Here is a 20,958-nt window from a genome sequence, read left to right as displayed (position 1 = left end):
CGCACACGGAGCGGCCCTTGTTCGGTCTCGATTATTCCTGGCTCGCGGATCCTGCGTACCAGCAATGGCTGCTGACCGGTGTCATCAACACGCTGAAGCTGGCGACGCTCTCATCGAGTGTCGCCATCCTCATCGGCATGCTGGGGGCTTTCGGGCTCACGCTGCGGATTTTCTGGCTCGATGCCCTGATCGAGTTGTTTGTCGAGGTGTTCCGCAACACGCCGCCGCTGTTGCAGATGCTGTTTGCCTATTTCACCCTCTCATCTCTCGGCCTCAGGGTGACCGATCCGTCGACGGGATTATCGGTTCCGCTTCTCAGCGCCTTTGCCTGTGCTGCGATTTCGCTCAGTCTCTTCGGCGGAGCGCTGGCGATCGAAGCCTTCCGCTCGGGCATCGAAACCATGCCGCGGTCGATCATCGATGCGGCACGGTCACTTGGTTACGGTCGATGGGCCCGCTTCTGGCGCATTGAGGCACCGATCGCCACTCGCATCTGCCTGCCGGGACTGACGAACATCCTGACCAACCTCTTCAAAACGACGTCACAGGCATCCGTCATCACCGTGCCGGAACTGATGTATTACGCGGGACAGATCTACAATGACACGTTTCGCACACTGGAGGTTATGATTCTGGTCCTCCTCATCTACGTGGTGCTGGTGTCCATCCTCACATTTGCAATGGCGAGGCTCGAAGCCTTCATGGCCTTCCCGGGTTACGGGAGGGGGCATTGATCGCGGGCTCCATGCTCTCCTATGAGGGAAAGAAGCGCGCCGTTCTGCTGTCGATCGCCCTTGGCGTGGTGATCTGGATCGCGGTCGATGCCGCGGCAGGCGGCTCGGCGCATTGGAGCCGCGTGCTGGTGCGGCTTCCTCTGCTTCTCACCGGCTCGGCATCCGGCTGGCCGATCACGGGCGGCTTTGTCCTCAATATCATTCTCTCGATCGCCTCTATGGCACTGGCGACGGTGCTCGGTACGATCATGGGATTTGCGACGCTTGCCAGGTTCGGACCGATCCGGGTCCCATCCTTTCTGCTGATGAATTTCCTGCGCAATTCACCGTGGCTCGTTTTGCTCTTTGCAACGCTCTATTTCCTGCCGTTCGAGATGCACGTCTTCGGCACGACCATTCCGTTCCCGCCGTTCGTGAAGGCCGTGATTGGCCTTGCGCTGCCGACGGCGGCGAATTTCTCCGAGGTGATCCGGGGTGCCGTTCAGTCCATTCACAGCGGCCAGTGGGAAGCGGCGCGTTCGCTCGGCTATAGCGCCGGCCAGATCTATCGCCACGTGATCATGCCACAGGCGCTGCGGCGCATGATCCCAGGCTGGACGAATCTTTACGCGCTGCTGATGATTGCGACAGCGCTGGCCACGGTCACCGGTATCCAGGACGTGCTGACGATTCTGAACACTTTGCTCGCCGTGGAGAACGAGCGGGTGATCGTCTACTTCTATTTGACCGTCCTCTTCCTGTTCATCGCCTATTGCTATCCGATCGCGGCCCTCGCGCGTCGGCGGGAGCGCGCCGTGAAGGGAGAGAGCCTGTGAACCGCATCGACGCTCTGATAGAGCTCGACAACGTCCGCAAGTCCTTCGGTGACGTCCCTGTTCTCAAGGGCATTTCGATGTTCGTGCAGAAGGGCGAGGCAGTCTGCATTATCGGCCCCTCCGGGTCGGGCAAGTCCACCATTCTGCGCTGCATCAACGGCCTGATTCCCGTGGACGAAGGCTTTGTCCGCGTCGGCGCGCACCGGGTGCATGAAATGAAGTCCGAAAGGCAGATGCGGGCGCTGCGCCATCAGGTGGCGATGGTGTTCCAGCAGTACAATCTTTTTCCGCATCGCACGGCGCTGGAAAACATCATGATGGCGCCGATCCAGGTTCTCGGACACGATCGCGCCGAAGTCGAGGAGCGAGCCCGCAAGCTCCTGAAGAAAGTGCGGCTCTCGGAGAAGGCGGACAGCTATCCGGGGCAGCTTTCCGGCGGCCAGCAACAGCGCGTGGCAATCGCCCGCGCACTCGCGATGCAGCCGGACGTGATCCTGTTCGACGAGGTGACGGCTGCGCTCGATCCGGAAACGGTGAAGGACGTGCTCTTCGCGATCCGCGAACTGGTCGAGGAAGGCCTCACCTGCATTCTCGTGACTCATGAGATGAAGTTCGCCCGGGACGTCTCGCAACGCGTCTGTTTCACCGATCATGGTCTGATCGTGGAGAGTGCGCCTCCAGCAGAACTCTTTGACAATCCGCAAGACCCGCGCACTCGCGAATTCCTCGGTCAGGTTCTCTGATCGCACACGTGCAATGAAAGGTGAGCCGCAAGGCCCAATGTATCATGCCTCGTTTTGACGACATCTACGCCACGGACTTCAAGGAGACGCCTTACTGGTGGGAGGCTGCGGAACCGGAGACCGATCTCGATCCGCTGCCGCAGCGAGCCGACGTCGTGGTCATTGGCTCGGGCTATGCCGGGCTGAACGCGGCGACCCATCTGGCGCGCGCCGGGCGCTCCGTCGTCGTCATCGACGGCGATCGGATCGGGGAGGGAGCCTCGACGCGTTCGGGCGGCATGGTGTCGAGTGGCCAGAAGCTGGTGGTGAGTGGCGCGATCAAGGGGATCGATCCCGCGCTCTTCTCGCGCCTGATTGGCGAGAGCAACGAGAGCTTCGATTATCTCAAGATGCTGGTCAGGACGGAGAAGCTGGACGCGGGTCTTGCGCTCACCGGCCGCTTTTTCGGCGCCCACGCTGCGGGCGATTACGAAACCCTGAAGCGGCATGGCACGCTCCTGGCGGAAAAGACCGGCGTGACCGTGCATTTCCTCGATCGCGCGCATCAGCGATCGGCGATCGGTTCGGACTACTATCATGGCGGCATGGTGATCGACGAATATGGCGGTCTGCATCCGGGCAAGTATCACAAGGCGCTGCGCGACCGGGCGCGCGCCGCCGGCGTCATGCTGCGCTCGCATGCACGTGCAGGTGTCGTACAGGATGGTGCGAGCGGAGAGAAGGTCGTGCCGACCGCTCGAGGCAGCATTCGGGCTGCGCACGTCGTCGCAACCACGAACGGTTATACCGCCGCTGATGCGACACCGAGCCTTGCCAGCCGTATCGTGCCGGTCAAGAGCTATCAGATTGCCACCGTGCCGCTGCCGGCCGATCTCTTGGCCGAGCTCATTCCGCAGGCCCGCATGGTGTCCGACACGCGCCGTGATTTGATCTATACCAGGCCGTCGCCTGACGGGACCCGGCTTCTGTTCGGTTCACGCCCGGGCATCTTCGACATGCCTGACAAGCTGGCCGCGAAGCGGCTTTATGCGCGCATGCTGGCCATTTGGCCGCAGCTTGCGGGCGTGAAGATCACTCATGCCTGGAGCGGGCGCGTGGCCATGACCGTCGACAAGATCGCCCATCTCGGCGCCCGCGACGGCACGGATTTCGCGGCTGGTTGCAACGGCAACGGAGTCGCGCTGATGACCTTTCTCGGCTACCAGACAGCGCGTAAAATTCTCGGCGAGCAGAACATGCCTTCGGCCTTCGACCGCGAGACATTCACGGCCGTGCCCTTCTATTCGGGCAAGCCGTGGTTCATGCCGCTCTTTGCCGGCTGGTATCGCCTGCGCGATTTCCTCGATCGTCCGGGACGCTGATCCCGAGCGACCCGCTTGGCCTTCTGCGCGCTTGTTTCAAGGAGGACAATTTGTCCAGAATTATTCCCGATCTTGTTGTCGCGCCGCAGGAGCTGCCTGCGCGTGTGGATGTCGTTGTGATCGGCGGCGGCATCATCGGCGTATCGACCGCGCTTTCGCTGGTCGAACGTGGCGTCACCGTTGCCTTGTGCGAAAAGGGATTGATCGGTGCAGAGCAGTCATCGCGAAACTGGGGCTGGGTGCGCCAAATGGGGCGCGATCCGGCCGAGTTGCCGCTTGCGATCGAAAGTCTTCGGCTCTGGCGCGGCATGAACGAGCGTATCGGCGGCGAAACCGGCTTTCGGCAGGCCGGCATCGCCTATCTCTGCGACACGGATGCCGACGTTGCAATGTATGAAGAGTGGTTGAAGCACGCCGCGGCGCTCGACCTCGATTCCCGCCTGGTAAAGGGCGAGGCGTTGAAGACGCTCATTCCCGGTGCTGCGAAGCATTTCCGTGCCGCCTTGCATACGCCGAGCGACGGCAAGGCCGAACCGTTTACCGCAGCTCCAGCAATCGCGCGCGGCGCGGCCGCCAAGGGCGCGCATATTCTCACCAACTGTGCAGTCCGTTCCATCGAGCGATCGGCGGGCAGGGTGAGCGGCTGTGTCACCGAGCGCGGCGAGATCCGCTGTTCGTCCGTCGTTCTGGCGGGAGGGGCTTGGTCGCGCCTCTTCGCCGGCAACATGGGCATCGATCTTCCGGTCCTGAAGATCCTGGGCAGCGTCGCCCGCGTCTCCTCGGTCGACGGTGTTCCGGATTTTGCCGTTGGTGCAGGCAACTTCGCCTTCCGACGCCGTCTGGATGGCGGGTTCACCGTCGCCCAGCGCAACGCGAACATCGCCCCGATCACACCGGACAGTTTCCGTTTGTTCTGCGACTATACGCCGACGCTCATCAAGAGCTGGAACGAACTGACGCTTCGCATCGGCGGTCAGTTCGTTCGCGAGCTGAAAATGGCCCGCAGCTGGAGGAGTGACGAGGTTACACCTTTCGAGCAGGTCCGCATTCTCGATCCCGATCCGTCGCTGCGGTTCGTTCATGGCGGCGTCGCCCATCTGTGCGAGGCCTTCCCGGCGTTCCGCGACGCCAAGATCCTGCAAATGTGGGCTGGCCTCATGGATGTTACGCCGGATGCCGTTCCGGTTATCGCGCCGGTCGGCTCCGTTCCAGGCTTCTATCTTGCGACCGGCTTCTCAGGGCACGGTTTCGGTATCGGCCCCGGCGCCGGCGCCCTGATGGCCGATCTCGTGACCGGTTCGAAGCCTTGCGTCGATCCGGCCCCCTTCCGGATGGAGCGCTTCAAGCGCCTCAAGAAGGCCGCCTGATTTTTGATGCCCACGTCCGACAGGATGAAGTCGGCGCTTCCGTCTCGAGCATTCGCCGCGGCTTAATCCACGTCGAACCTGACGCCCTGGGCGAGCGGCAGGGTGCGGCCAAAGTTGATGGTGTTGGTGGCGCGACGCATATAGGCCTTCCACGCATCCGACCCGGATTCACGTCCGCCGCCGGTTTCCTTCTCGCCGCCGAATGCGCCGCCGATCTCGGCGCCCGAAGGGCCGATGTTCACGTTGGCGATGCCGCAATCGGAGCCGCGCGCCGACAGGAAGGCTTCGGCCTCGCGCAGATCGTTGGTGAAGATCGATGACGACAGGCCTTGCGGGACGGCATTGTGCAATTCGATCACGGCGTCGAAGTCGCTGTATTTGATGACATAGAGGATCGGCGCAAAAGTCTCGCGTTCGACCGGTCCGGTCTGTCCGCCGATCTCGACCAGCGCCGGGCGGACGTAGAAGGCCGCGTCTGCACCCGCGACGGTGACGCGATCACCGCCGACAATGGCCGCACCCGCGATCTTGGCATCGCGCAACGCGCGTTGCATCGCTTCATAAGCGAGGCCGTCGATGAGGGGGCCGACCAGGTTGCCGGTGAGGGGATTGCCGACCGAGACCGACGCATAGACCTTTTTCAGCCGCGGCACGAAGCTGTCATAGATGCTCTCATGAACGAAGAGGCGGCGCAGTGTGGTGCAGCGTTGTCCGGCCGTGCCCATGGCCGCGAAGGCAACGCCGCGCAGCGTCAGGTCGAGGTCGGCGGTCGGGGTGACCACCGCGGCATTGTTGCCGCCGAGCTCCAGAATGGCGCGGGCGAAGCGTTGGGCGAGCTTCGGAGCGACGGCGCGTCCCATCGCGGTCGAGCCGGTCGCCGAGACCAGGGGAACCCTGGTGTTATTGACGAGGGCCTCGCCGATCTCGCGTCCTCCGATCAGTACGGCCGACAGCCCCTCGGGCGCCAAGCCGCCGTCGGCCTTGAATCGCTTCAACGCGCGTCCGAACAGCGCATCCGTCGCCAGCGCGGTGAGAGGAGTCTTTTCCGAGGGTTTCCAGACGATGCTGTTGCCGCAGACCAGTGCCAGCGCGGCATTCCAGGCCCAGACCGCAACCGGAAAATTGAACGCCGAGATGATTCCGGTGACGCCAAGCGGATGCCAGGTCTCCGCCATGCGATGCTCGTGGCGTTCGGTGGCGATCGTCAAGCCGTAGAGCTGGCGGGAAAGCCCCACCGCGTAGTCGCAAATGTCGATCATCTCCTGGACCTCGCCGAGACCTTCGGACTCGATCTTGCCGGCCTCGATGGACACGAGCCGGCCGAGCGCGCGCTTGTTGGCGCGAAGCTCTTCGCCGAGCAGCCGCACGAGTTCGCCGCGCTTGGGAGCAGGGACCATGCGCCATTGCAGGAACGCTGCGTGAGCCTTGTCGATGACCAAGGTCGCCCCGGCGGCATCGATTTCTCTGACATGGGCCACGGTCTCGCCGGTGATGGGGGTTTTCGCCGCCAGTGTGCCATTGCTGTAGCTGCCGGCGTCAACACCGAGTTCAACCAACAGCGCGTCGACCTCGGCCCTGAGCGAGAGGTTGCCGGTCTGATTGGATAAGGTGGCGGACATGAGGGGCTCTTTCCGGGGGGCTGGCTGTCAGCCACAGCGCCGTCAGGGGATTCGTCCGACGGCGTCATGCCACCTCATAGAAAGGACAATGATCAGGCATTTTCAAACGATAGAAGCTCAACAAGTCATTCCAATGGTGAATGACAGGGGGTTAGGCGCTGAGGGCTGCGATAAGCCGGCACACCCCACCCTTTCAGGGGGCGGCCATCACCGGTCCGGTGCCGTTTCCAGCAGAAGCCATTCCCGGAAAGCAACAAGTGGCGGATGGGATGCGCGATCGGTCGGCCAGACCAGATAGTAGGCCTCGGCGTTTTTCATCGGCAGATCGAGGGCGCGCACCAGCTTGCCGGTGCTCAGCTCCTCCTCGATCAGGAATTCAGGGAGCAGCGCGATGCCGAGCCCGGAAATCGCCGCCTGCGATGCGGTGGCGAACTGATCCAGCAGCATGCCGTGCACGGCATGGGCGTCCACGTTGTGCAGCGTGAGCCATTGCTCCCATGCGTCCGGGCGCGTCGTCAAATGCAGGAGAGGGGCCTTCCGGAGATCGCTTGCGTCCTTGAAATCATATTGCTCTCGCAGTTCTGCACTACAGGCGGGGACCACGGTCTCCGACCGGAGCAACGCCAGCTCACCCCCTTGCCATTCCGGACGCCCGAAATGGATCGCGGCATCGACGGGCTCCAGCCTGAAGTCGAAGCTCGACAACCGCGTAACCAGGTTGATGGTGATGCCGGGATTACCGGCGAGAAATTTGGGCAGCCGCGGCGCCAGCCATCGCGTGCCAAAGGTCGGAAGGATTGCGAGGGTCAGCGTGCCACCGAACGGATTGGCACGCAGATTGAGCGAGGCGGTGCTGATTTTGCGCAACGCATCGCGTATCTCGCGGGCATAGGCGTCGCCGCCCACGGTCAGGCGGATGGTCTGCCGCTCGCGATGAAACAGCTCGACCTCGAGCTGCTCCTCCAGCGCCTTGACCTGGCGGCTCACCGCGCTTTGCGTCAGCGACAGCTCCCTGGCTGCGGCTGTGATGCTCCCGGTCCGCGCCGCCGCTTCAAAGGCGGCCAGCAGGGGCAGTGAGGGTAAGAAGCGGCGAGGGCCTTGCACATCATTCTCCAGCCGAATGAGGTCTTGACCAAACATGACTTGGCCCGCCGCCGCTGGCAACGCTAGATTGCTGCTCGGCCTCGCAGTCCAGGTCTTCGGCACCCCTGCAATGTCGGCACCTCACTTGCCGAATTGGAATGAACCAGTCAACGCGCTTCGGACAACTCGACCCTGCGGGCGGATATCAACGAGGACGTCGGAGCCGATGCTAGACAACGCCAGATCCCACGGTCTTTGGGAATTGACCGCGCCGCCGCCGCCTGAAACCGCCGGACTGAACGGGTTGATCAATGTCGATACGGCCATCGTTGGCGGTGGTTATACCGGTCTGTCGGCCGCGCTCCATCTCGCTGAGGCGGGCGCCAATGTCGCGCTGCTCGAGGCGGTGGAGATCGGCTTTGGCGGGGCCGGCCGAAACGTCGGTCTGGTCAATGCCGGCATGTGGGTGATGCCGGACGTCCTTGGCGAGGTGCTCGGTGGTGACTACGGCGAGCGTCTGCTCGAATTGTTGGGCGACGCCCCGAAATTGGTGTTCGATCTGATCGAGCGTCACCGCATTGAATGCGAGTTGGAGCGTGCCGGCACGCTCCATTGCGCCGTCGGGCTCAAGGGGTTGAGGGAACTGGAGCAACGCGCAGCGCAGTGGATCTGTCGCGGCGCGCCGGTTAAGTTGCTGAACGCTGCCGACACCGCCGCGAAAATTGGCTCGTCGGCCTATGCAGGATCGTTGTGGGATCGGCGCGCGGGGACGATCCAGCCGCTGGCCTATGCGCGGGGCCTTGCCCGCAGCGCCTTGAATGCTGGCGCGAAGATATTCACCCACAGCGCGGTCACCTCGGCCGAGCGGATTGATGGAAAGTGGAAGCTGCACACCGCGGGCGGTCACGTCATTGCCGATCGCGTCATCGTGGCGACCGATGCCTATGCGACGGGACCCTGGTCCGAAGTCAGAACGGAGCAGATCCATCTACCCTATTTCAACTTCGCCACCCAGCCGCTGTCCGACAACATTCGCGCATCCATTCTTCCCGAACGGCAAGGCGCCTGGGACACCAATGAGGTGCTGAGTTCGTTTCGCTTCGATCGCGCCGGCCGCCTCGTGTTCGGAAGCTGCGGCGCGCTCCGAGGAGCCGGTGTTGCCGTTCATCGGTCCTGGGCAAAACGCGCGCTCAAGAAGCTTTTCCCGCAAATCGGCGACGTCAGGTTCGAAGCGGAATGGTACGGCTTGATCGGCATGACCGACGATCACCTGCCGCGCTTCCACAAGCTCGCCGAAAACGTGTTCGGCTTCAGCGGCTATAACGGGCGCGGCATTGCGCCCGGCACGACGTTCGGGCGTTTGCTCGCCCTCTACGCGCTCGGACAACTCGACGAGAAAGACCTGCCGCTTCCTGCATCGTTGCCGATCAAGCCCAATTTCCGGAGCGCGAGGACGGCGCTTTACGAGGTCGGGGCGCAGCTTGTCCATCTGATCGAGGCGCGGCTGTAGTCCGGAATTCCGAAGCGTGACAAAATGATCCTATCGGAAATAAGTTGACGATAGGAAACTTTTGATCAAGGATGGATCTGCGGTCTGGTCCAAACCCGTTTCGTCAATCTGCGATCCAGACGTCAGCAGGGCAGAGGCATGACGGACGGCGCCGTTTACGCTCTGGAGACTCGCGGCCTTAGCCGCGCGTTCGGCGGCTTCTTCGCCGTTAACGGCGTGAACTTCCGTCTTGCCCGCAACAGCATGCACGCCGTGATCGGCCCGAACGGGGCCGGCAAGACCACCCTGTTCAATCTTCTGACGAAATTCCTTCCACCTTCGGCCGGCACGATCCTGCACGATGGCGAGGACGTCACCCGCCTCAGCATGCCGGCGATGGCCAAGCGCAGCGTGGTGCGCTCCTTCCAGATCTCCGCGGTTTTCGCCGGATTGACCGTGCGCGAGAATATCGAGCTCGCGCTGCTGCGCGAGCACGGCCTCGCCTGGAATCTGCTTGGCCGCATTGCGCGTCATCGTGGCGTGCTGGAGCGCGCCGATGCGTCGCTCGAACGCTTCGGCCTGTCTGAATATGCCGGGACGATGGCGGGCAGTCTTTCCTATGGCCGCAAGCGTGTGCTCGAACTGGCGACGACGCTTGCGCTGGAGCCGAGCGTGCTGCTGCTCGACGAGCCGATGGCGGGGCTCGGTCATGAAGATATCGGGCGAGTGACGCAATTGATCCGCGAGGCCGGCAAGGGCCGCACGGTATTGCTGGTCGAGCACAACATGAATGTGGTCGCCGAGCTCGCCGACAGCATCACCGTGATGGTGCGCGGCGAAGTGCTGGCGCAGGGAAGCTATGCTGAAGTGTCCTCGCGCGCCGACGTGATGGCTGCCTATACAGGGCAGACGCATGAGTGAGAGTCTCGCGGTCGGCAATCTCCAGGCCTGGTACGGTGAGTCCAAAGTCCTGCATGGAATGGATTTCAGCGTCCGCATCGGCGAGGTGGTGACGCTGCTCGGCCGCAATGGCGCCGGAAAGACCACGACACTGAAGTCAATCATGGGGCTGCTGGACAAGCGCTCGGGCTCGATCGCGCTCGACGGTGACGAGCTCATCGCTGCCGCGCCCTACGACATCGCGCGCAAGGGCATCGCCTTCTGCCCGGAGGAACGCGGCATCTTCGCGAGCCTCAGTGTGCGCGAAAACCTGCTGCTGCCGCCGAAGGTCGCCGCCGGCGGCATGACGGTCGCGCAGATCCTCACGCTGTTTCCAAATCTGAAGGAGCGACTCGACAGCCAGGGCACCAAGCTGTCCGGCGGTGAGCAGCAGATGCTGGCGCTCGGGCGCATTCTGCACACCGGCGCGCGCATCCTGCTGCTCGACGAGCCGACCGAGGGGCTCGCTCCCGTGATCATCCGTCAGATCGGCCGGACGATCACCGAACTGAAGGCGCTCGGCTTCACCATCCTGCTGGTCGAGCAGAATGTCGGCTTTGCCGCCGGCCTCGCCGACCGGCACTACGTCGTGGAGCTCGGCCGCGTCGTCGAGGAAATTCCGGGCGCTGAGTTCGAAGGCAGATCGGGCGCGCTCAAGAGCTATCTCGGACTTTAAAGGGCATCATGACCACGATCTTCGGTGTCCCTTCCGCAGTGCTCTATGGCCAGCTTCTGCTCGGGCTGATCAACGGCGCCTTCTACGCCATGCTGAGCCTAGGGCTGGCGGTGATCTTCGGCATGATGAACATCGTGAACTTCGCGCATGGCGCGCAGTACATGATGGGCGCGATGGGTGCGTGGCTGCTGATGAATTATCTCGGCATCGGCTATTGGTGGGCGCTGATCCTGGCACCGCTCATCGTCGGTGCGATCAGCATTGTGATCGAGGTGCTGCTGCTGCGGCGCCTTTACAAGCTCGATCATCTCTATGGCATGCTGCTCACCTTCGGTCTCGCGCTGATGGTGCAGGGCGCATTCAGCAACTGGTTCGGATCTTCCGGCCAGCCCTATTCGATTCCACAGGCGCTGACGGGAGGCCGCAATCTCGGCTTCATGTTCCTGCCGAATTACCGGGCCTGGGTGATCGCAGCCTCGGTCGTGATCTGCCTCGGCACCTGGTACGTCATCGAGCGTACCAAGCTTGGCGCCTATCTGCGCGCGGCGACCGAAAACCCGATGCTGGTTCAGGCCTTCGGCATCCGCGTCCCGCGCATGATCACGCTGACCTACGGCGCCGGTGTCGGGCTCGCCGCGCTGGCGGGCGTGCTGGCCGCGCCAGTTTACCAAGTCAGTCCGCTGATGGGCGCGGATCTATTGATTGTTGTCTTTGCGGTGGTGGTGATCGGCGGCATGGGGTCGATCATGGGCGCGATCGTGACCGGCTTCCTCGTCGGTGTCATCGAGGGCCTGACCAAAGCCTTCTATCCCGAAGCCTCGACGACGGTCGTCTTCGCGGTCATGGCGGTGGTGCTGCTGATCCGCCCGGCGGGATTGTTCGGCTCCAAGCTCGAGGCGGCGCAGGGGCAACCGCAGTCCAGCCTGTCGGCGACTGCGCCGTCAACGCTTACACAGACGCTGATCTTTTTGGCGCTAGCCTGTTGTCTCGCGGCCGCGCCGCTCGTCGTCTACCCCGGCTTCATGATGAAGGCGATGATCTTCGCGCTGTTCGCCTGCGCCTTCAACCTGGTCGCCGGATACGGACGGCTGGTTTCCTTCGGCCACTCGATGTTCCTGGGTTCGGCCGGCTATGTCTGCGGCCATGCCGCCAAGATATGGGGACTACCTCCGGAGTTTGCGATCCTGGCCGGGACTGCAACGGCGGCGATGCTCGGTTTCGTCACCGGCTGGCTCGCCATTCGGCGCAGCGGCATCTACTTTGCGATGGTGACGCTCGCCTTCGCGCAGATGATCTATTTCGTGGCGCTCCAGGCGCGCTTCACCGGCGGCGAAGACGGGTTGCAGGCCGTTCCGCGTGGCATGCTGTTTGGCCTGATCGACCTTTCGCAGCCGGCAAATCTCTACGGCTTCGTACTGGTGATATTCCTCGGCGGCTTCTTCCTGATCATGCGGCTGGTGGGATCGCCGTTCGGGCGCGTACTGAAGGCGATCAGCGATCACGACGCTCGCGCCCAGTCGCTAGGCTTCGAGACCGCCCGCTACAAGCTCGTGGCCTTCGTGCTCTCGGCCGCACTGGCGGGGCTTGCGGGTTCGACCAAGGCGATCGTCAGCCAGCTCGCCAGCCTCACCGACGTGCACTGGTCGATGTCGGGCGAAGTGCTGCTGATGACGTTTCTCGGCGGCGTCGGCACGCTCTACGGCCCACTCGTCGGTGCCTTCATCGTCGTCGCCATGCAGAACTACCTGGCGGCATTCGGGCAATGGGTCACCGTCATTCATGGCCTGATCTTCGTGATCTGCGTGCTCGCCTTCCGGCGTGGCATGGTCGGCGAACTGATCGAGCTCTGGCATCGCCTGCGCCGGACAGCGGCTGCGCCCGCCGCGCTCCGCGAGGTGGCGGTCGCGCAGCGGGAGTGAACCGAGACATTTCGAAACACGCTTCGCCGTCCGGCGAAGCGGGACAGGACCGGGCCAAGCCCGCTCGCAAGAGCGGATCTGATAACAGGGAATAGATCATGCAACAGACGCCTTCCAAACTCCTGCGCGGGATCGCGGCCGCGTTCTGCCTCGGCTCGTTCGCCGTCGCTGGCCACGCTGCGGCCCAGGTCAGCGACGATGTGGTCAAGATCGGCGTGCTGACCGACATGTCCGGCCAGTACTCCGACCTGAACGGGCCGGGCTCGCTCCTGGCGGCGCAGATGGCGGCAGCGGACTTTGGCGGCAAGGTTCTCGGCAAGCCCATCGAGATCATCGGCGCCGATCACCAGCAGAAGGCCGACATCGGCATCGGCATCGCCCGGCGCTGGATCGAGAACGAGAAGGTCGACGCGATCTCGGACGTCACCAACAGTGCCATCGCGCTTGCAGTGCAGCAGTTGACGCGCGAGACCAACCGCGTCGCGCTGTTCTCGTCGCCGGGCACCACGGATTTGACCGGCAAGCAGTGTTCGCCGACTGGCTTTCAGTGGGTCTACGACAACTATTCCAACGCGGTCGGACCGATGAAGGCCCTGATCGACAAGGGCAACGACACCTTCTTCATCATCACCGCCGATTTCGCCTTTGGACATTCGCTGGAGAAGATCGCGAGCGAGGCGATCAAGGCCAATGGCGGCAAGGTGCTGGGCTCCGTCCGCCACCCCTTCGGCGCGAACGATCTCTCGGCGTTCCTCCTGCCGGCGCAGGCATCGAAGGCGAAGGTCATCGTTCTCGCCACCGCCGGCAAGGATATGACGACCGCGATCAAGCAGGCCAATGAGTTCGGCATCATCGCGGGTGGTCAGGCCGTCTCCGCGCCGGTGGTGTTCATCACCGACGTCCACGCGCTAGGTCTGTCGACCGCGCAGGGGATCTCGTTCATCGAGGGCTTTTATTGGGACCAGAACGATGAGACGCGCGCTTTCGCCAAGAGCTTCTTCGAGGTGCGTAAGGCCATGCCGACCGCGCCGCAGGCCGGCGTCTACTCCTCGATCCGGCACTATCTCAAGGCGATCCAGGCTGCCGGGACCGATGAGGCGAAGGCGGTGGCTGCCAAGATGCGCGAGCTGCCTGTCGACGACTTCTTCGCCAAGGGCGGCAAGGTGCGCGAGGACGGCCGCATGGTCCACGACATGCTGCTGGTCCAGGTCAAGAAACCCTCCGAATCGAAGCAGCCATGGGACTACTATAATGTCGTGGCGACCGTCCCCGGCGAGCAGGCCTTCCAGTCTCTTGCCCAGAGCGAATGCCCGCTCGTAAAGAAGTAAGGCGAAGCCCCGGCAGCGCCGCGCCGCCGGGGCCGCACATGCGCAAAAAAGGGAGAGAACCGCGATGAAGAAGACTGCGACGCGACCGTCGCTGAGGGAGACCGCGGCCGCCGAGATCGTGCCAGCGCGTTTCTCGGCCGACGTCGCGCCGGCCGAGACAAGCGACGATCTCGGTCAGAGGCTGAAGCGCGTGCGGATCGACAAGGGTTGGACCTTGAAAGAGGTGAGCGAACGAACGGGGGTCGCGCGTTCGACCCTGTCGAAGATCGAGAACGGCCAGATGTCGCCGACCTATGACGTGCTCCAGAAGATCACGCGCGGGGTCGATCTCGACATTGTCGAGCTGTTCGACCAGCGCCGCCAGAGCGCGCCCTTTGGCCGCCGCAGCGTCACCCGTAGCGGCGAGGGCAAGCCGCACCTCACCGATACCTACGACTACGAAGTGCTGGCGACCGACCTTTCGCAAAAACACATCCTGCCGTTCAAGGCACGGATCCGGGCGCGCAGCCTGGACGATTTTCCGGGCTGGGTGCGTCACGAGGGCGAGGAGTTCTTGTGTGTTATGTCCGGGACCGTCCGGGTGTTCACCGAATTCTATGCTCCCGTCACGCTCGAGGTCGGTGACAGCACCTATTTCGACAGCAAGATGGGCCACGCCATCGTGTCGTTGAGCAAGGAGGATGCCGAGGTCATCTGGATTTGCACCGGCATCAGCGCACTTTCATGATGAGGACGGGATGATATCGATGCTGCGCAGTTACTCCGCTGCCGACGTCCATGCCGCGCTTGCCTTTCCCAGGCTGATCGAGGCATTGCGCGAAGCTTTCAGGCGCGATGGCGAGCCGATGCCGTTGCGGCAGGCCTACGAGGTCGGCGTCGACGGCGCGCCCGCCAGTCTCCTGACGATGCCGGCCTGGGTCCGCGGCGAGGCGCTCGGCGTCAAGCTCGTCACTGTGTTTCCGCAGAATGCCGAACGCGGTCTCGGAGCGGTGTCGTCGCTCTATTTTCTGCTCGACGGCCAGACCGGCCAGCCGCGCGCCATGATCGACGGCGAAGCCCTGACCAACCGGCGCACTGCGGCCGCCTCGGCGCTGGCATCCGACTATCTGTCGCGCGCCGACAGCCGCACACTGCTTGTCGTCGGAACCGGCCATCTCGCACCTCACCTCGTCGCAGCCCATTGCGCCATACGTCCGATCGAGAAGGTGCTGGTCTGGGGACGCAATTCTCAGCGTGCGCTGGCCCTGGCCGATACGCTTGTCCGGCAGGGCATCAACGCGACCGGTGCGGCCGATCTTGCCGAGGCCTTGCCGCAGGCTGACATCGTCAGCTGCGCCACGACCTCGACCGAGCCTTTGGTCAAAGGGGTGCTGCTGCGGCCGGGAACCCATGTCGACCTCGTCGGTGCGTTCAGGCCGCAGATGCGTGAAAGCGACGATGACGCCGTGTTGCGTAGCCGCGTCTTCGTCGATACCTACGCCGGAGCACTCGCCGAGGCGGGAGACCTGCTGCAACCCATCGCCGCCGGAAGCTGGAGCGCCGACAGGATCAGCGGCGATCTCCATGAACTGACAAAGGGCACGAAACCGGGCCGCCTTGACCGCAACGAGATCACTCTGTTCAAGTCGGTCGGTGCGGCGATCGAGGATCTCACGGCTGCAAGCCTGCTGGCCAATCCGAGTTCCCTCGTGCGATCTCCCGAGCGAGGGCGCGCGACAACCAAGGCCTGACGATGTCCGAGCAGGAAAAGCCTGGCTTCTGCACGCTGTGCCGCTCTCGCTGCGGCACGCTCAACGTGATCGAGAATGACAGGCTTGTCGCTGTGCGGCCGAATCCGGCTCATCCAACCGGCAAGGCGTTGTGCCCAAAGGGCAGGGCTGCTCCAGAGATCGCGCACTCAGCCCGTCGCCTGAAGACGCCGTTGCGACGCACCGCGCCGAAGGGCGCCACCGATCCGGGTTTCGTGCCGATCTCCTGGGAAGAGGCGCTGAGCGAGATCGCGGAACGGCTCGGGCGCTACCGCGAGGAGACAGGGCCGGAATCCGTCGCGTTCGCAGTGACCTCCGGTTCCTCCTCCTCGACATCAGACAGCCTGGACTGGATCCAGCGCTTCATCCGCGGCTTCGGCAGTCCGAACAATTGCTTCTCCACCGAGATCTGCAACTGGCACAAGGACCATGCCCACGCTTTCACTTTTGGCTGCGGGTTGCCGACGGCAGATTATCGCAATTCCGAGCTGATCCTGCTCTGGGGCCACAACCCCGCCAATGTCTGGCTTGCCCAGGCTGAGGCGATCAGCGCCGCGCGGGCGAGGGGGGCGAAGCTTGCGGTGATTGATCCGCGCCGGACTGGCTCGGCGCGCGACGCCGATCTGTGGCTGCGGATCCGCCCCGGCACCGACGCCGCGCTGGCGCTCGGCCTTGCGCGCTGGCTGATCGCCAACCGCGCCTACGACGCGGAGTTCGTACGGCAATGGACCAATGCGGCCTTTCTGGTCCGCAACAGCGACGGCTGCTTTCTGCGCGCCGGCGATGTTGGGCTCCAAGGGGATGGCTTCCTGGTCTGGGACGAGGCCGCGGGCCGCGCGGTGCTCGCCGAGGATAGGCTCGCTGTGGCTGCGCTCGAAGGAAGCTTCGAAGTCATCGGTCCCGACGGTCCGATCGCCTGCCGCACCGGTTTCGATCACTATGTCGCGGCGGCCGAGCCTTACGATGCCGCAACGGTCGAGCGCATCACCGGGATTCCGGCGGCGCAGGTTGAGCAGCTCGCGGCCACGATCTCGGCGGCGGCGTCGGTCTGCTATCACGGCTGGACCGGGCTCGGACAGCACACCAATGCCTCGCAGACCGAACGCGCCGTCGCCACGCTCTATGCGCTGACCGGTTGCTTCGATGCGCCGGGCGGCAATGTCAGGATGCCGAGCCTACCGGCGCCCTCGCTGCATTCGATCGAGATGATACCGCCGGAGACGCGAGCGCGCACGCTCGGGCTTGCGGAGCGTCCGCTCGGTCCGCCGACCGACGGCTGGATCACCTCCAGCGATTTCTACGACGCGGCGCTGACCGGCAAGCCCTACCGCGTGCGCGCACTGTTCGCGTTCGGCTCCAACCTTCTGGTCTCGCATCCGGCGCCCGAGCGCGGACGGGAAGCGCTGAAAGCACTCGATTTCCAGGTCCATTGCGATCTGTTCCTGAACCCGACTGCCGAGATGGCCGACATCGTGCTGCCGGTGTCGAGTCCCTGGGAGCACGAGGCGCTGCGCCTAGGCTTCGAGATTTCGCCTGAGGCGCAGGAATTGGTGCAGCTGCGCCCGCAGATGATCCCGCGGCAGGGCGAGGCCCGTTCGGATATGTGGATCGTGTTCCAGCTCGCCAAACGGCTCGGCATGGGCGAGCTGTTTTTTGACGGCGATGTCGAGAAGGGCTTTGAGCATCTGCTCGCCCCGCTCGGACTCGACCTCGAAGCGCTCCGCGCGAGGCCGGAAGGCATTCGCGTGCCGCTCAAGCATGTCCATCGCAAATATGAGACGACTGGCTTCGCCACGCAGACCGGCAAGGCCGAACTCTATTCGGAACTGCTGCATCGCCATGGCTATCCCGCGGTACCGCGCTTCATCGAGCCGGCCGAGCAACGCGACGAGGCGTTTCCGCTGACGCTGTTCTCCGCCAATAGCGGCTATTTCTGCCATAGCCAGCATCGCGGCATCAACGCGCTGCGTCGCAAGCGCGCGGAGCCGACGGCCGAGATTCACCCCGAGCTCGCCCGTCGCAGGCAAATCCAGGAAGGTGACTGGATGCGCGTGCGCAGCCGCATCGGCACGATCCGGATGCGGGCCGTCTTCAACGATGCGCTCGCGCAGGACGTGGTGGCAAGCGACTATGGCTGGTGGCAGGCGGCACCCGATCTTGGCCTGCCGGGCTATCTGCCGGACAAGGCACGGCCGGTCGGCGCGAGCTTCAACGCCATCATCGCGGAAAATGGCCGCGATCCCCTGAGCGGAGCGCTGGCGCTGCGCTCCTTTGCCTGCGATGTCGCGCCTGACGAGAGTACGTCCTGGCAAGGCTGGCGCTCATTCGCCGTCGCGGAGCGCCGCGAGGAATGTTCCGATGTGGTCGCGCTGACATTGCGGCCCGTCGACGGCGGCTCGCTTCCGGCTTTCCGGCCGGGTCAATATGTCAGCCTCCGAATAGGCGAGGTGATCCGCTCCTATTCGCTCACCGGAGCCGCAGTCGCGTCGCCCGAGGCCTACGACATCGGCGTCAGGCATATCGAGGGCGGGCAGGTCTCGACGGCGATCAGGCACGCGCTCTCGCCTGGCGACGTCGTCGAATTGCAGTCACCGAAGGGCGGCTTCGTGCTGCCGCTACGCAACGAATTTCCGGTCGTTCTGATCGCCGGCGGCATCGGCATCACGCCATTCCTGTCCTATCTCGAAACGCTGGAGGGAACTACCGACGAGCCGCGCGTCACGCTGCATTACGGCTGCCGGGATGACCAGAGCCGGCCATTCCAGCGTCGGCTCGAGGCGCTGCGGCAGAGGCTGCCGAACCTGACCCTGGTCACATATTTGAGCCGGCCGCGAAGCGGTGACCGGTTTGACCGGCAGGGCAGGTTCACGGTGTCGGATATCGATCCGGAATTGCTGAACAAGCGTGCGCGCTTCTACATGTGCGCATCCGATGCGATGATGGAAGAGGTGAGCGCAGGTCTCCAGGCTCGTGGCGTGCCTACATTCGAGATCTTCAGGGAACGTTTCCGTTCGCCGGCGCCACCTATGCTCGAGGGCCTCGTGCAGCGCCGGATTCATTTCGCCCGCTCTGGCCGAACGCTGACATGGTCGCCGCAGGCGCCGCTGACCAGCATTCTCGCGGCGGCCGAAAGCGCCGGGCTTACGCTTCCGAGCGGCTGCCGTGTCGGACAATGCGAAAGCTGCGCTGTGCCGATGAAGAGCGGCGAAGTCCGCCATCTCATCGATTGCGCGGATCTGGATGAGGGGCATTGCCTGACATGCCAGGCGGTTCCGCTCTCCGATCTCGTCATCGACGCATGACGGGGTAGCGGAAGCAGGGTCAGCTAGCGATCAATCGCCTCTTGCGTGCGTAGAGAGAGTCAGCCCGCCTTTAGCGGGCTGTCACATGGCGCAACGCCCGACAAGTGCACAAGCATTGATCAAGAAAAGCAAATTAGTGCGGCTTGCTAACGAAATATGCCTCCGACTATGCTGCGTCGCAGCGCGATATTCTTCCTCGCGGTGCTAGGCGCGACAACGGAGGCACGATGATGTGCTCTGCCCTCAAGGTGCTCTCGTGGTGCGGCGTAATGGCCGGCCTCATTGCTGGAGGGCTGGTCGCCCCCGCGCCGTCGGCCCGAGCGGCCGGCGTCTTGAAGGTGGCGATGACCGCGGGCGATTTGCCGGTCACGACGGGCAATCCAGATCAAGGTTTTGAAGGCTTTCGCTTCGTCGGCTGGAATCTGTACGACGCCTTGATCAACTGGGACTTGTCCAAGAGCGACAGGGCGTCGGACATCAAGCCTGGCCTTGCAACCGAGTGGCATATCGATCCGGCCAACCACAAGCGCTGGATATTCACCCTGCGACAGGGCGTGAAGTGGCATGATGGCTGCGATTTCACGGCCGACGACGTCGTCTGGAACTTCCAGCGCATCAGTGACCAAAAGGCGCCGCAGTTTTTCACGCAGCAGTTCGCGCTGTCCCGCGCCTACCTGACCAACTTCGAGAGCATCGAGAAGATCGACGACCACAGCGTCGCTATCACCACGAAATTCGTCGAATCCCTGTTTCCGTATGACATGTCATACGTACTGATGATTAGCCGCTGCCGGGCGCAGGCGCTGAATTACGACTGGACGGCCTACGCCAATCAGCCCTCCGGCACCGGCCCATATCGCTTCGTCAGTATGACCGCGCATGAACGCATGGAGCTGGTGCCGAACAACGATTACTGGGACAAGGCGCGCGTGCCGAAGCAGGACCGGCTGGTGCTGCTGCCGATGCCGGAGGCTGCGACCCGCACCGCGGCGCTGCTCTCCGATCAGGTGAACTTTATCGAAGCGCCGGCGCCGGATGCGATCCCGGTGTTGAAGCGTGCCAATATGCAGATTGTCTCCAACGTCTATCCGCACAACTGGCCGTACATTTTGAACTTCACCCGGGGTCCCTTCACGGATCTTCGCGTCCGCCAGGCGGCGAATTACGCCATCAACCGCGACGACGTGGTGGACCTCGTCGGCGGCATGGCGACACCCGAATATGCCGAGGTGCCGCCGTCCCTGCCGTATTACGGCAATCCGGTGATCTACAAATTCGACAAGGCGAAGGCGCGCGCGCTCTTGAAGGAGGCCAACTGCCTGCCCTGCAAGGTGACGCTGGCGATCTCGACCTCCGGCTCCGGCCAGATGCAGTCGCTGCCAATGAACGAACTGGTCAAGCAGCAATTGGAAGATTCCGGGTTCGAGGTCACGCTCAATGTGATGGATTGGAACGCGCTGCTGGACGTCAGCCGCTCCGGCGTTCCGAAATACCCGAATATCGACGGGATGAACGCCTCGCGCGGCCTGCTGGATCCGGTGAGCGCGATCATCAAACCGGTTGCCACGGCCTATTGGTCGCCGGCCGGCAGCAATTGGGGCCATTTCGGCACGCCGGAAGCCGACGCGCTGGTCAAGCAGATCTTCGAAGAGTTCGAGCCCGAGAAGCGGCTGGCTCTGCTGACTAGGCTGCACGAATACGAATCCGAACAAGCGCTGATGATCTTCGTCGTGCACGACCTCAATCCGCGCGCGCTGTCGCCGAAGGTGCATGGCTTCGTGCAGGCGCAGAACTGGTTCCAGGACCTGACGCCGATCTCGGTCGATCCGTAAAGT

Annotated in this window: 16 protein-coding genes and 1 pseudogene; 15 read left to right on the top strand and 2 right to left on the bottom strand. The window is 63.6% G+C overall.

Annotated elements, in window-relative coordinates; genetic code table 11:
* Positions 1 to 17 precede the first annotated feature (17 nt).
* The 5 genes from UP06_RS28385 to UP06_RS28365 are packed head-to-tail and all read left to right on the top strand — an operon-like array spanning position 18 to position 5,020.
* The gene (locus UP06_RS28385; RefSeq protein WP_045006982.1) at positions 18 to 734 is read left to right on the top strand and encodes an amino acid ABC transporter permease; all 717 of its coding nucleotides are present in this window, start codon (positions 18 to 20) and stop codon (positions 732 to 734) included.
* Positions 731 to 1,549 carry an amino acid ABC transporter permease gene (locus UP06_RS28380; protein ID WP_245305566.1) on the top strand — a complete coding sequence of 273 codons (819 nt, stop codon included), beginning with the start codon at positions 731 to 733 and terminating at the stop codon, positions 1,547 to 1,549. Before UP06_RS28385 ends, UP06_RS28380 begins: the two co-directional genes overlap by 4 nt.
* Entirely contained in the window at positions 1,546 to 2,292 is a 747-nt protein-coding gene (locus UP06_RS28375) for an amino acid ABC transporter ATP-binding protein (protein ID WP_045006980.1), read from the top strand. Before UP06_RS28380 ends, UP06_RS28375 begins: the two co-directional genes overlap by 4 nt.
* Before the next feature lie 44 nt (positions 2,293 to 2,336).
* On the top strand, positions 2,337 to 3,653 hold the full coding sequence (locus UP06_RS28370) for an NAD(P)/FAD-dependent oxidoreductase (protein WP_045006979.1): 1,317 nt from the start codon (positions 2,337 to 2,339) through the stop codon (positions 3,651 to 3,653).
* Between the two features lie 50 nt (positions 3,654 to 3,703).
* Positions 3,704 to 5,020, top strand: coding sequence for an NAD(P)/FAD-dependent oxidoreductase (locus UP06_RS28365; protein WP_045006978.1), 1,317 nt, complete (start codon positions 3,704 to 3,706; stop codon positions 5,018 to 5,020).
* Between the two features lie 62 nt (positions 5,021 to 5,082).
* Here the strand turns inward: UP06_RS28365 and amaB are convergent, their stop codons facing one another.
* Positions 5,083 to 6,639: an L-piperidine-6-carboxylate dehydrogenase gene (gene amaB / locus UP06_RS28360; protein ID WP_045006977.1), complete on the bottom strand. Its 1,557-nt coding sequence runs from the start codon at positions 6,637 to 6,639 to the stop codon at positions 5,083 to 5,085.
* Positions 6,640 to 6,846: 207 nt separating this feature from the next.
* On the bottom strand, positions 6,847 to 7,779 hold the full coding sequence (locus UP06_RS28355; protein WP_082081660.1) for a LysR family transcriptional regulator: 933 nt from the start codon (positions 7,777 to 7,779) through the stop codon (positions 6,847 to 6,849).
* 169 nt (positions 7,780 to 7,948) lie between these two features.
* Here UP06_RS28355 and UP06_RS28350 point away from each other — a divergent pair, with 169 nt between their 5' ends.
* The 10 genes and pseudogenes from UP06_RS28350 to UP06_RS28310 all read left to right on the top strand — a co-directional run bounded on the left by UP06_RS28350 (position 7,949) and on the right by UP06_RS28310 (position 20,955).
* Positions 7,949 to 9,232 carry an NAD(P)/FAD-dependent oxidoreductase gene (locus UP06_RS28350; RefSeq protein ID WP_045006976.1) on the top strand — a complete coding sequence of 428 codons (1,284 nt, stop codon included), beginning with the start codon at positions 7,949 to 7,951 and terminating at the stop codon, positions 9,230 to 9,232.
* Between the two features lie 138 nt (positions 9,233 to 9,370).
* Positions 9,371 to 10,132 carry an ABC transporter ATP-binding protein gene (locus UP06_RS28345; protein ID WP_045006975.1) on the top strand — a complete coding sequence of 254 codons (762 nt, stop codon included), beginning with the start codon at positions 9,371 to 9,373 and terminating at the stop codon, positions 10,130 to 10,132.
* Positions 10,125 to 10,826 (top strand): ABC transporter ATP-binding protein, encoded by a 702-nt coding sequence (locus UP06_RS28340; protein WP_045006974.1) that lies wholly within the window; start codon positions 10,125 to 10,127, stop codon positions 10,824 to 10,826. The genes UP06_RS28345 and UP06_RS28340 overlap by 8 nt, the downstream gene beginning before the upstream one ends.
* 8 nt (positions 10,827 to 10,834) lie before the next feature.
* A pseudogene (locus UP06_RS42595) lies at positions 10,835 to 11,710 on the top strand (branched-chain amino acid ABC transporter permease); the annotation flags it as partial.
* A 138-nt stretch (positions 11,711 to 11,848) separates the two neighbouring features.
* Positions 11,849 to 12,745 carry a branched-chain amino acid ABC transporter permease gene (locus UP06_RS42590; protein ID WP_349509948.1) on the top strand — a complete coding sequence of 299 codons (897 nt, stop codon included), beginning with the start codon at positions 11,849 to 11,851 and terminating at the stop codon, positions 12,743 to 12,745.
* A gap of 98 nt (positions 12,746 to 12,843) precedes the next feature.
* Positions 12,844 to 14,073, top strand: coding sequence for an ABC transporter substrate-binding protein (locus UP06_RS28330; protein ID WP_045006972.1), 1,230 nt, complete (start codon positions 12,844 to 12,846; stop codon positions 14,071 to 14,073).
* Between the two features lie 64 nt (positions 14,074 to 14,137).
* Positions 14,138 to 14,800 carry a helix-turn-helix domain-containing protein gene (locus UP06_RS28325; RefSeq protein ID WP_045006971.1) on the top strand — a complete coding sequence of 221 codons (663 nt, stop codon included), beginning with the start codon at positions 14,138 to 14,140 and terminating at the stop codon, positions 14,798 to 14,800.
* Positions 14,801 to 14,819: 19 nt separating this feature from the next.
* Positions 14,820 to 15,803, top strand: a complete 984-nt coding sequence (gene lhpI, locus UP06_RS28320) for a bifunctional Delta(1)-pyrroline-2-carboxylate/Delta(1)-piperideine-2-carboxylate reductase (protein WP_050032196.1) — start codon at positions 14,820 to 14,822, stop codon at positions 15,801 to 15,803.
* A 2-nt stretch (positions 15,804 to 15,805) separates the two neighbouring features.
* A complete protein-coding gene (locus UP06_RS28315; protein ID WP_045006970.1) occupies positions 15,806 to 19,123 on the top strand; it encodes a molybdopterin-dependent oxidoreductase in 3,318 nt (1,105 codons plus the stop codon).
* Between the two features lie 227 nt (positions 19,124 to 19,350).
* Complete coding sequence (locus UP06_RS28310) at positions 19,351 to 20,955, top strand: ABC transporter substrate-binding protein (protein WP_050032167.1); 1,605 nt, start codon at positions 19,351 to 19,353, stop codon at positions 20,953 to 20,955.
* Positions 20,956 to 20,958: the final 3 nt, after the last annotated feature.

Source organism: Bradyrhizobium sp. LTSP857 (assembly GCF_000938285.1).
GTDB lineage: Bacteria > Pseudomonadota > Alphaproteobacteria > Rhizobiales > Xanthobacteraceae > Bradyrhizobium.
The sequence above is the reverse complement of the archived record's forward strand: the minus strand, read 5'-3'. Positions and strand labels throughout refer to the sequence as shown.

Bases quoted from the DNA above. Each gene is read 5' to 3' on its own strand.
- UP06_RS28370 (WP_045006979.1), top strand. From the start codon at position 2,337: ATGCCTCGTTTTGACGACATCTACGCCACGGACTTCAAGGAGACGCCT.
- amaB (WP_045006977.1), bottom strand. From the start codon at position 6,639: ATGTCCGCCACCTTATCCAATCAGACCGGCAACCTCTCGCTCAGGGCC.
- UP06_RS28355 (WP_082081660.1), bottom strand. From the start codon at position 7,779: ATGTTTGGTCAAGACCTCATTCGGCTGGAGAATGATGTGCAAGGCCCT.
- UP06_RS28350 (WP_045006976.1), top strand. From the start codon at position 7,949: ATGCTAGACAACGCCAGATCCCACGGTCTTTGGGAATTGACCGCGCCG.
- UP06_RS28345 (WP_045006975.1), top strand. From the start codon at position 9,371: ATGACGGACGGCGCCGTTTACGCTCTGGAGACTCGCGGCCTTAGCCGC.
- UP06_RS28340 (WP_045006974.1), top strand. From the start codon at position 10,125: ATGAGTGAGAGTCTCGCGGTCGGCAATCTCCAGGCCTGGTACGGTGAG.
- UP06_RS42590 (WP_349509948.1), top strand. From the start codon at position 11,849: ATGATGAAGGCGATGATCTTCGCGCTGTTCGCCTGCGCCTTCAACCTG.
- UP06_RS28330 (WP_045006972.1), top strand. From the start codon at position 12,844: ATGCAACAGACGCCTTCCAAACTCCTGCGCGGGATCGCGGCCGCGTTC.
- UP06_RS28325 (WP_045006971.1), top strand. From the start codon at position 14,138: ATGAAGAAGACTGCGACGCGACCGTCGCTGAGGGAGACCGCGGCCGCC.
- lhpI (WP_050032196.1), top strand. From the start codon at position 14,820: ATGCTGCGCAGTTACTCCGCTGCCGACGTCCATGCCGCGCTTGCCTTT.
- UP06_RS28315 (WP_045006970.1), top strand. From the start codon at position 15,806: ATGTCCGAGCAGGAAAAGCCTGGCTTCTGCACGCTGTGCCGCTCTCGC.
- UP06_RS28310 (WP_050032167.1), top strand. From the start codon at position 19,351: ATGATGTGCTCTGCCCTCAAGGTGCTCTCGTGGTGCGGCGTAATGGCC.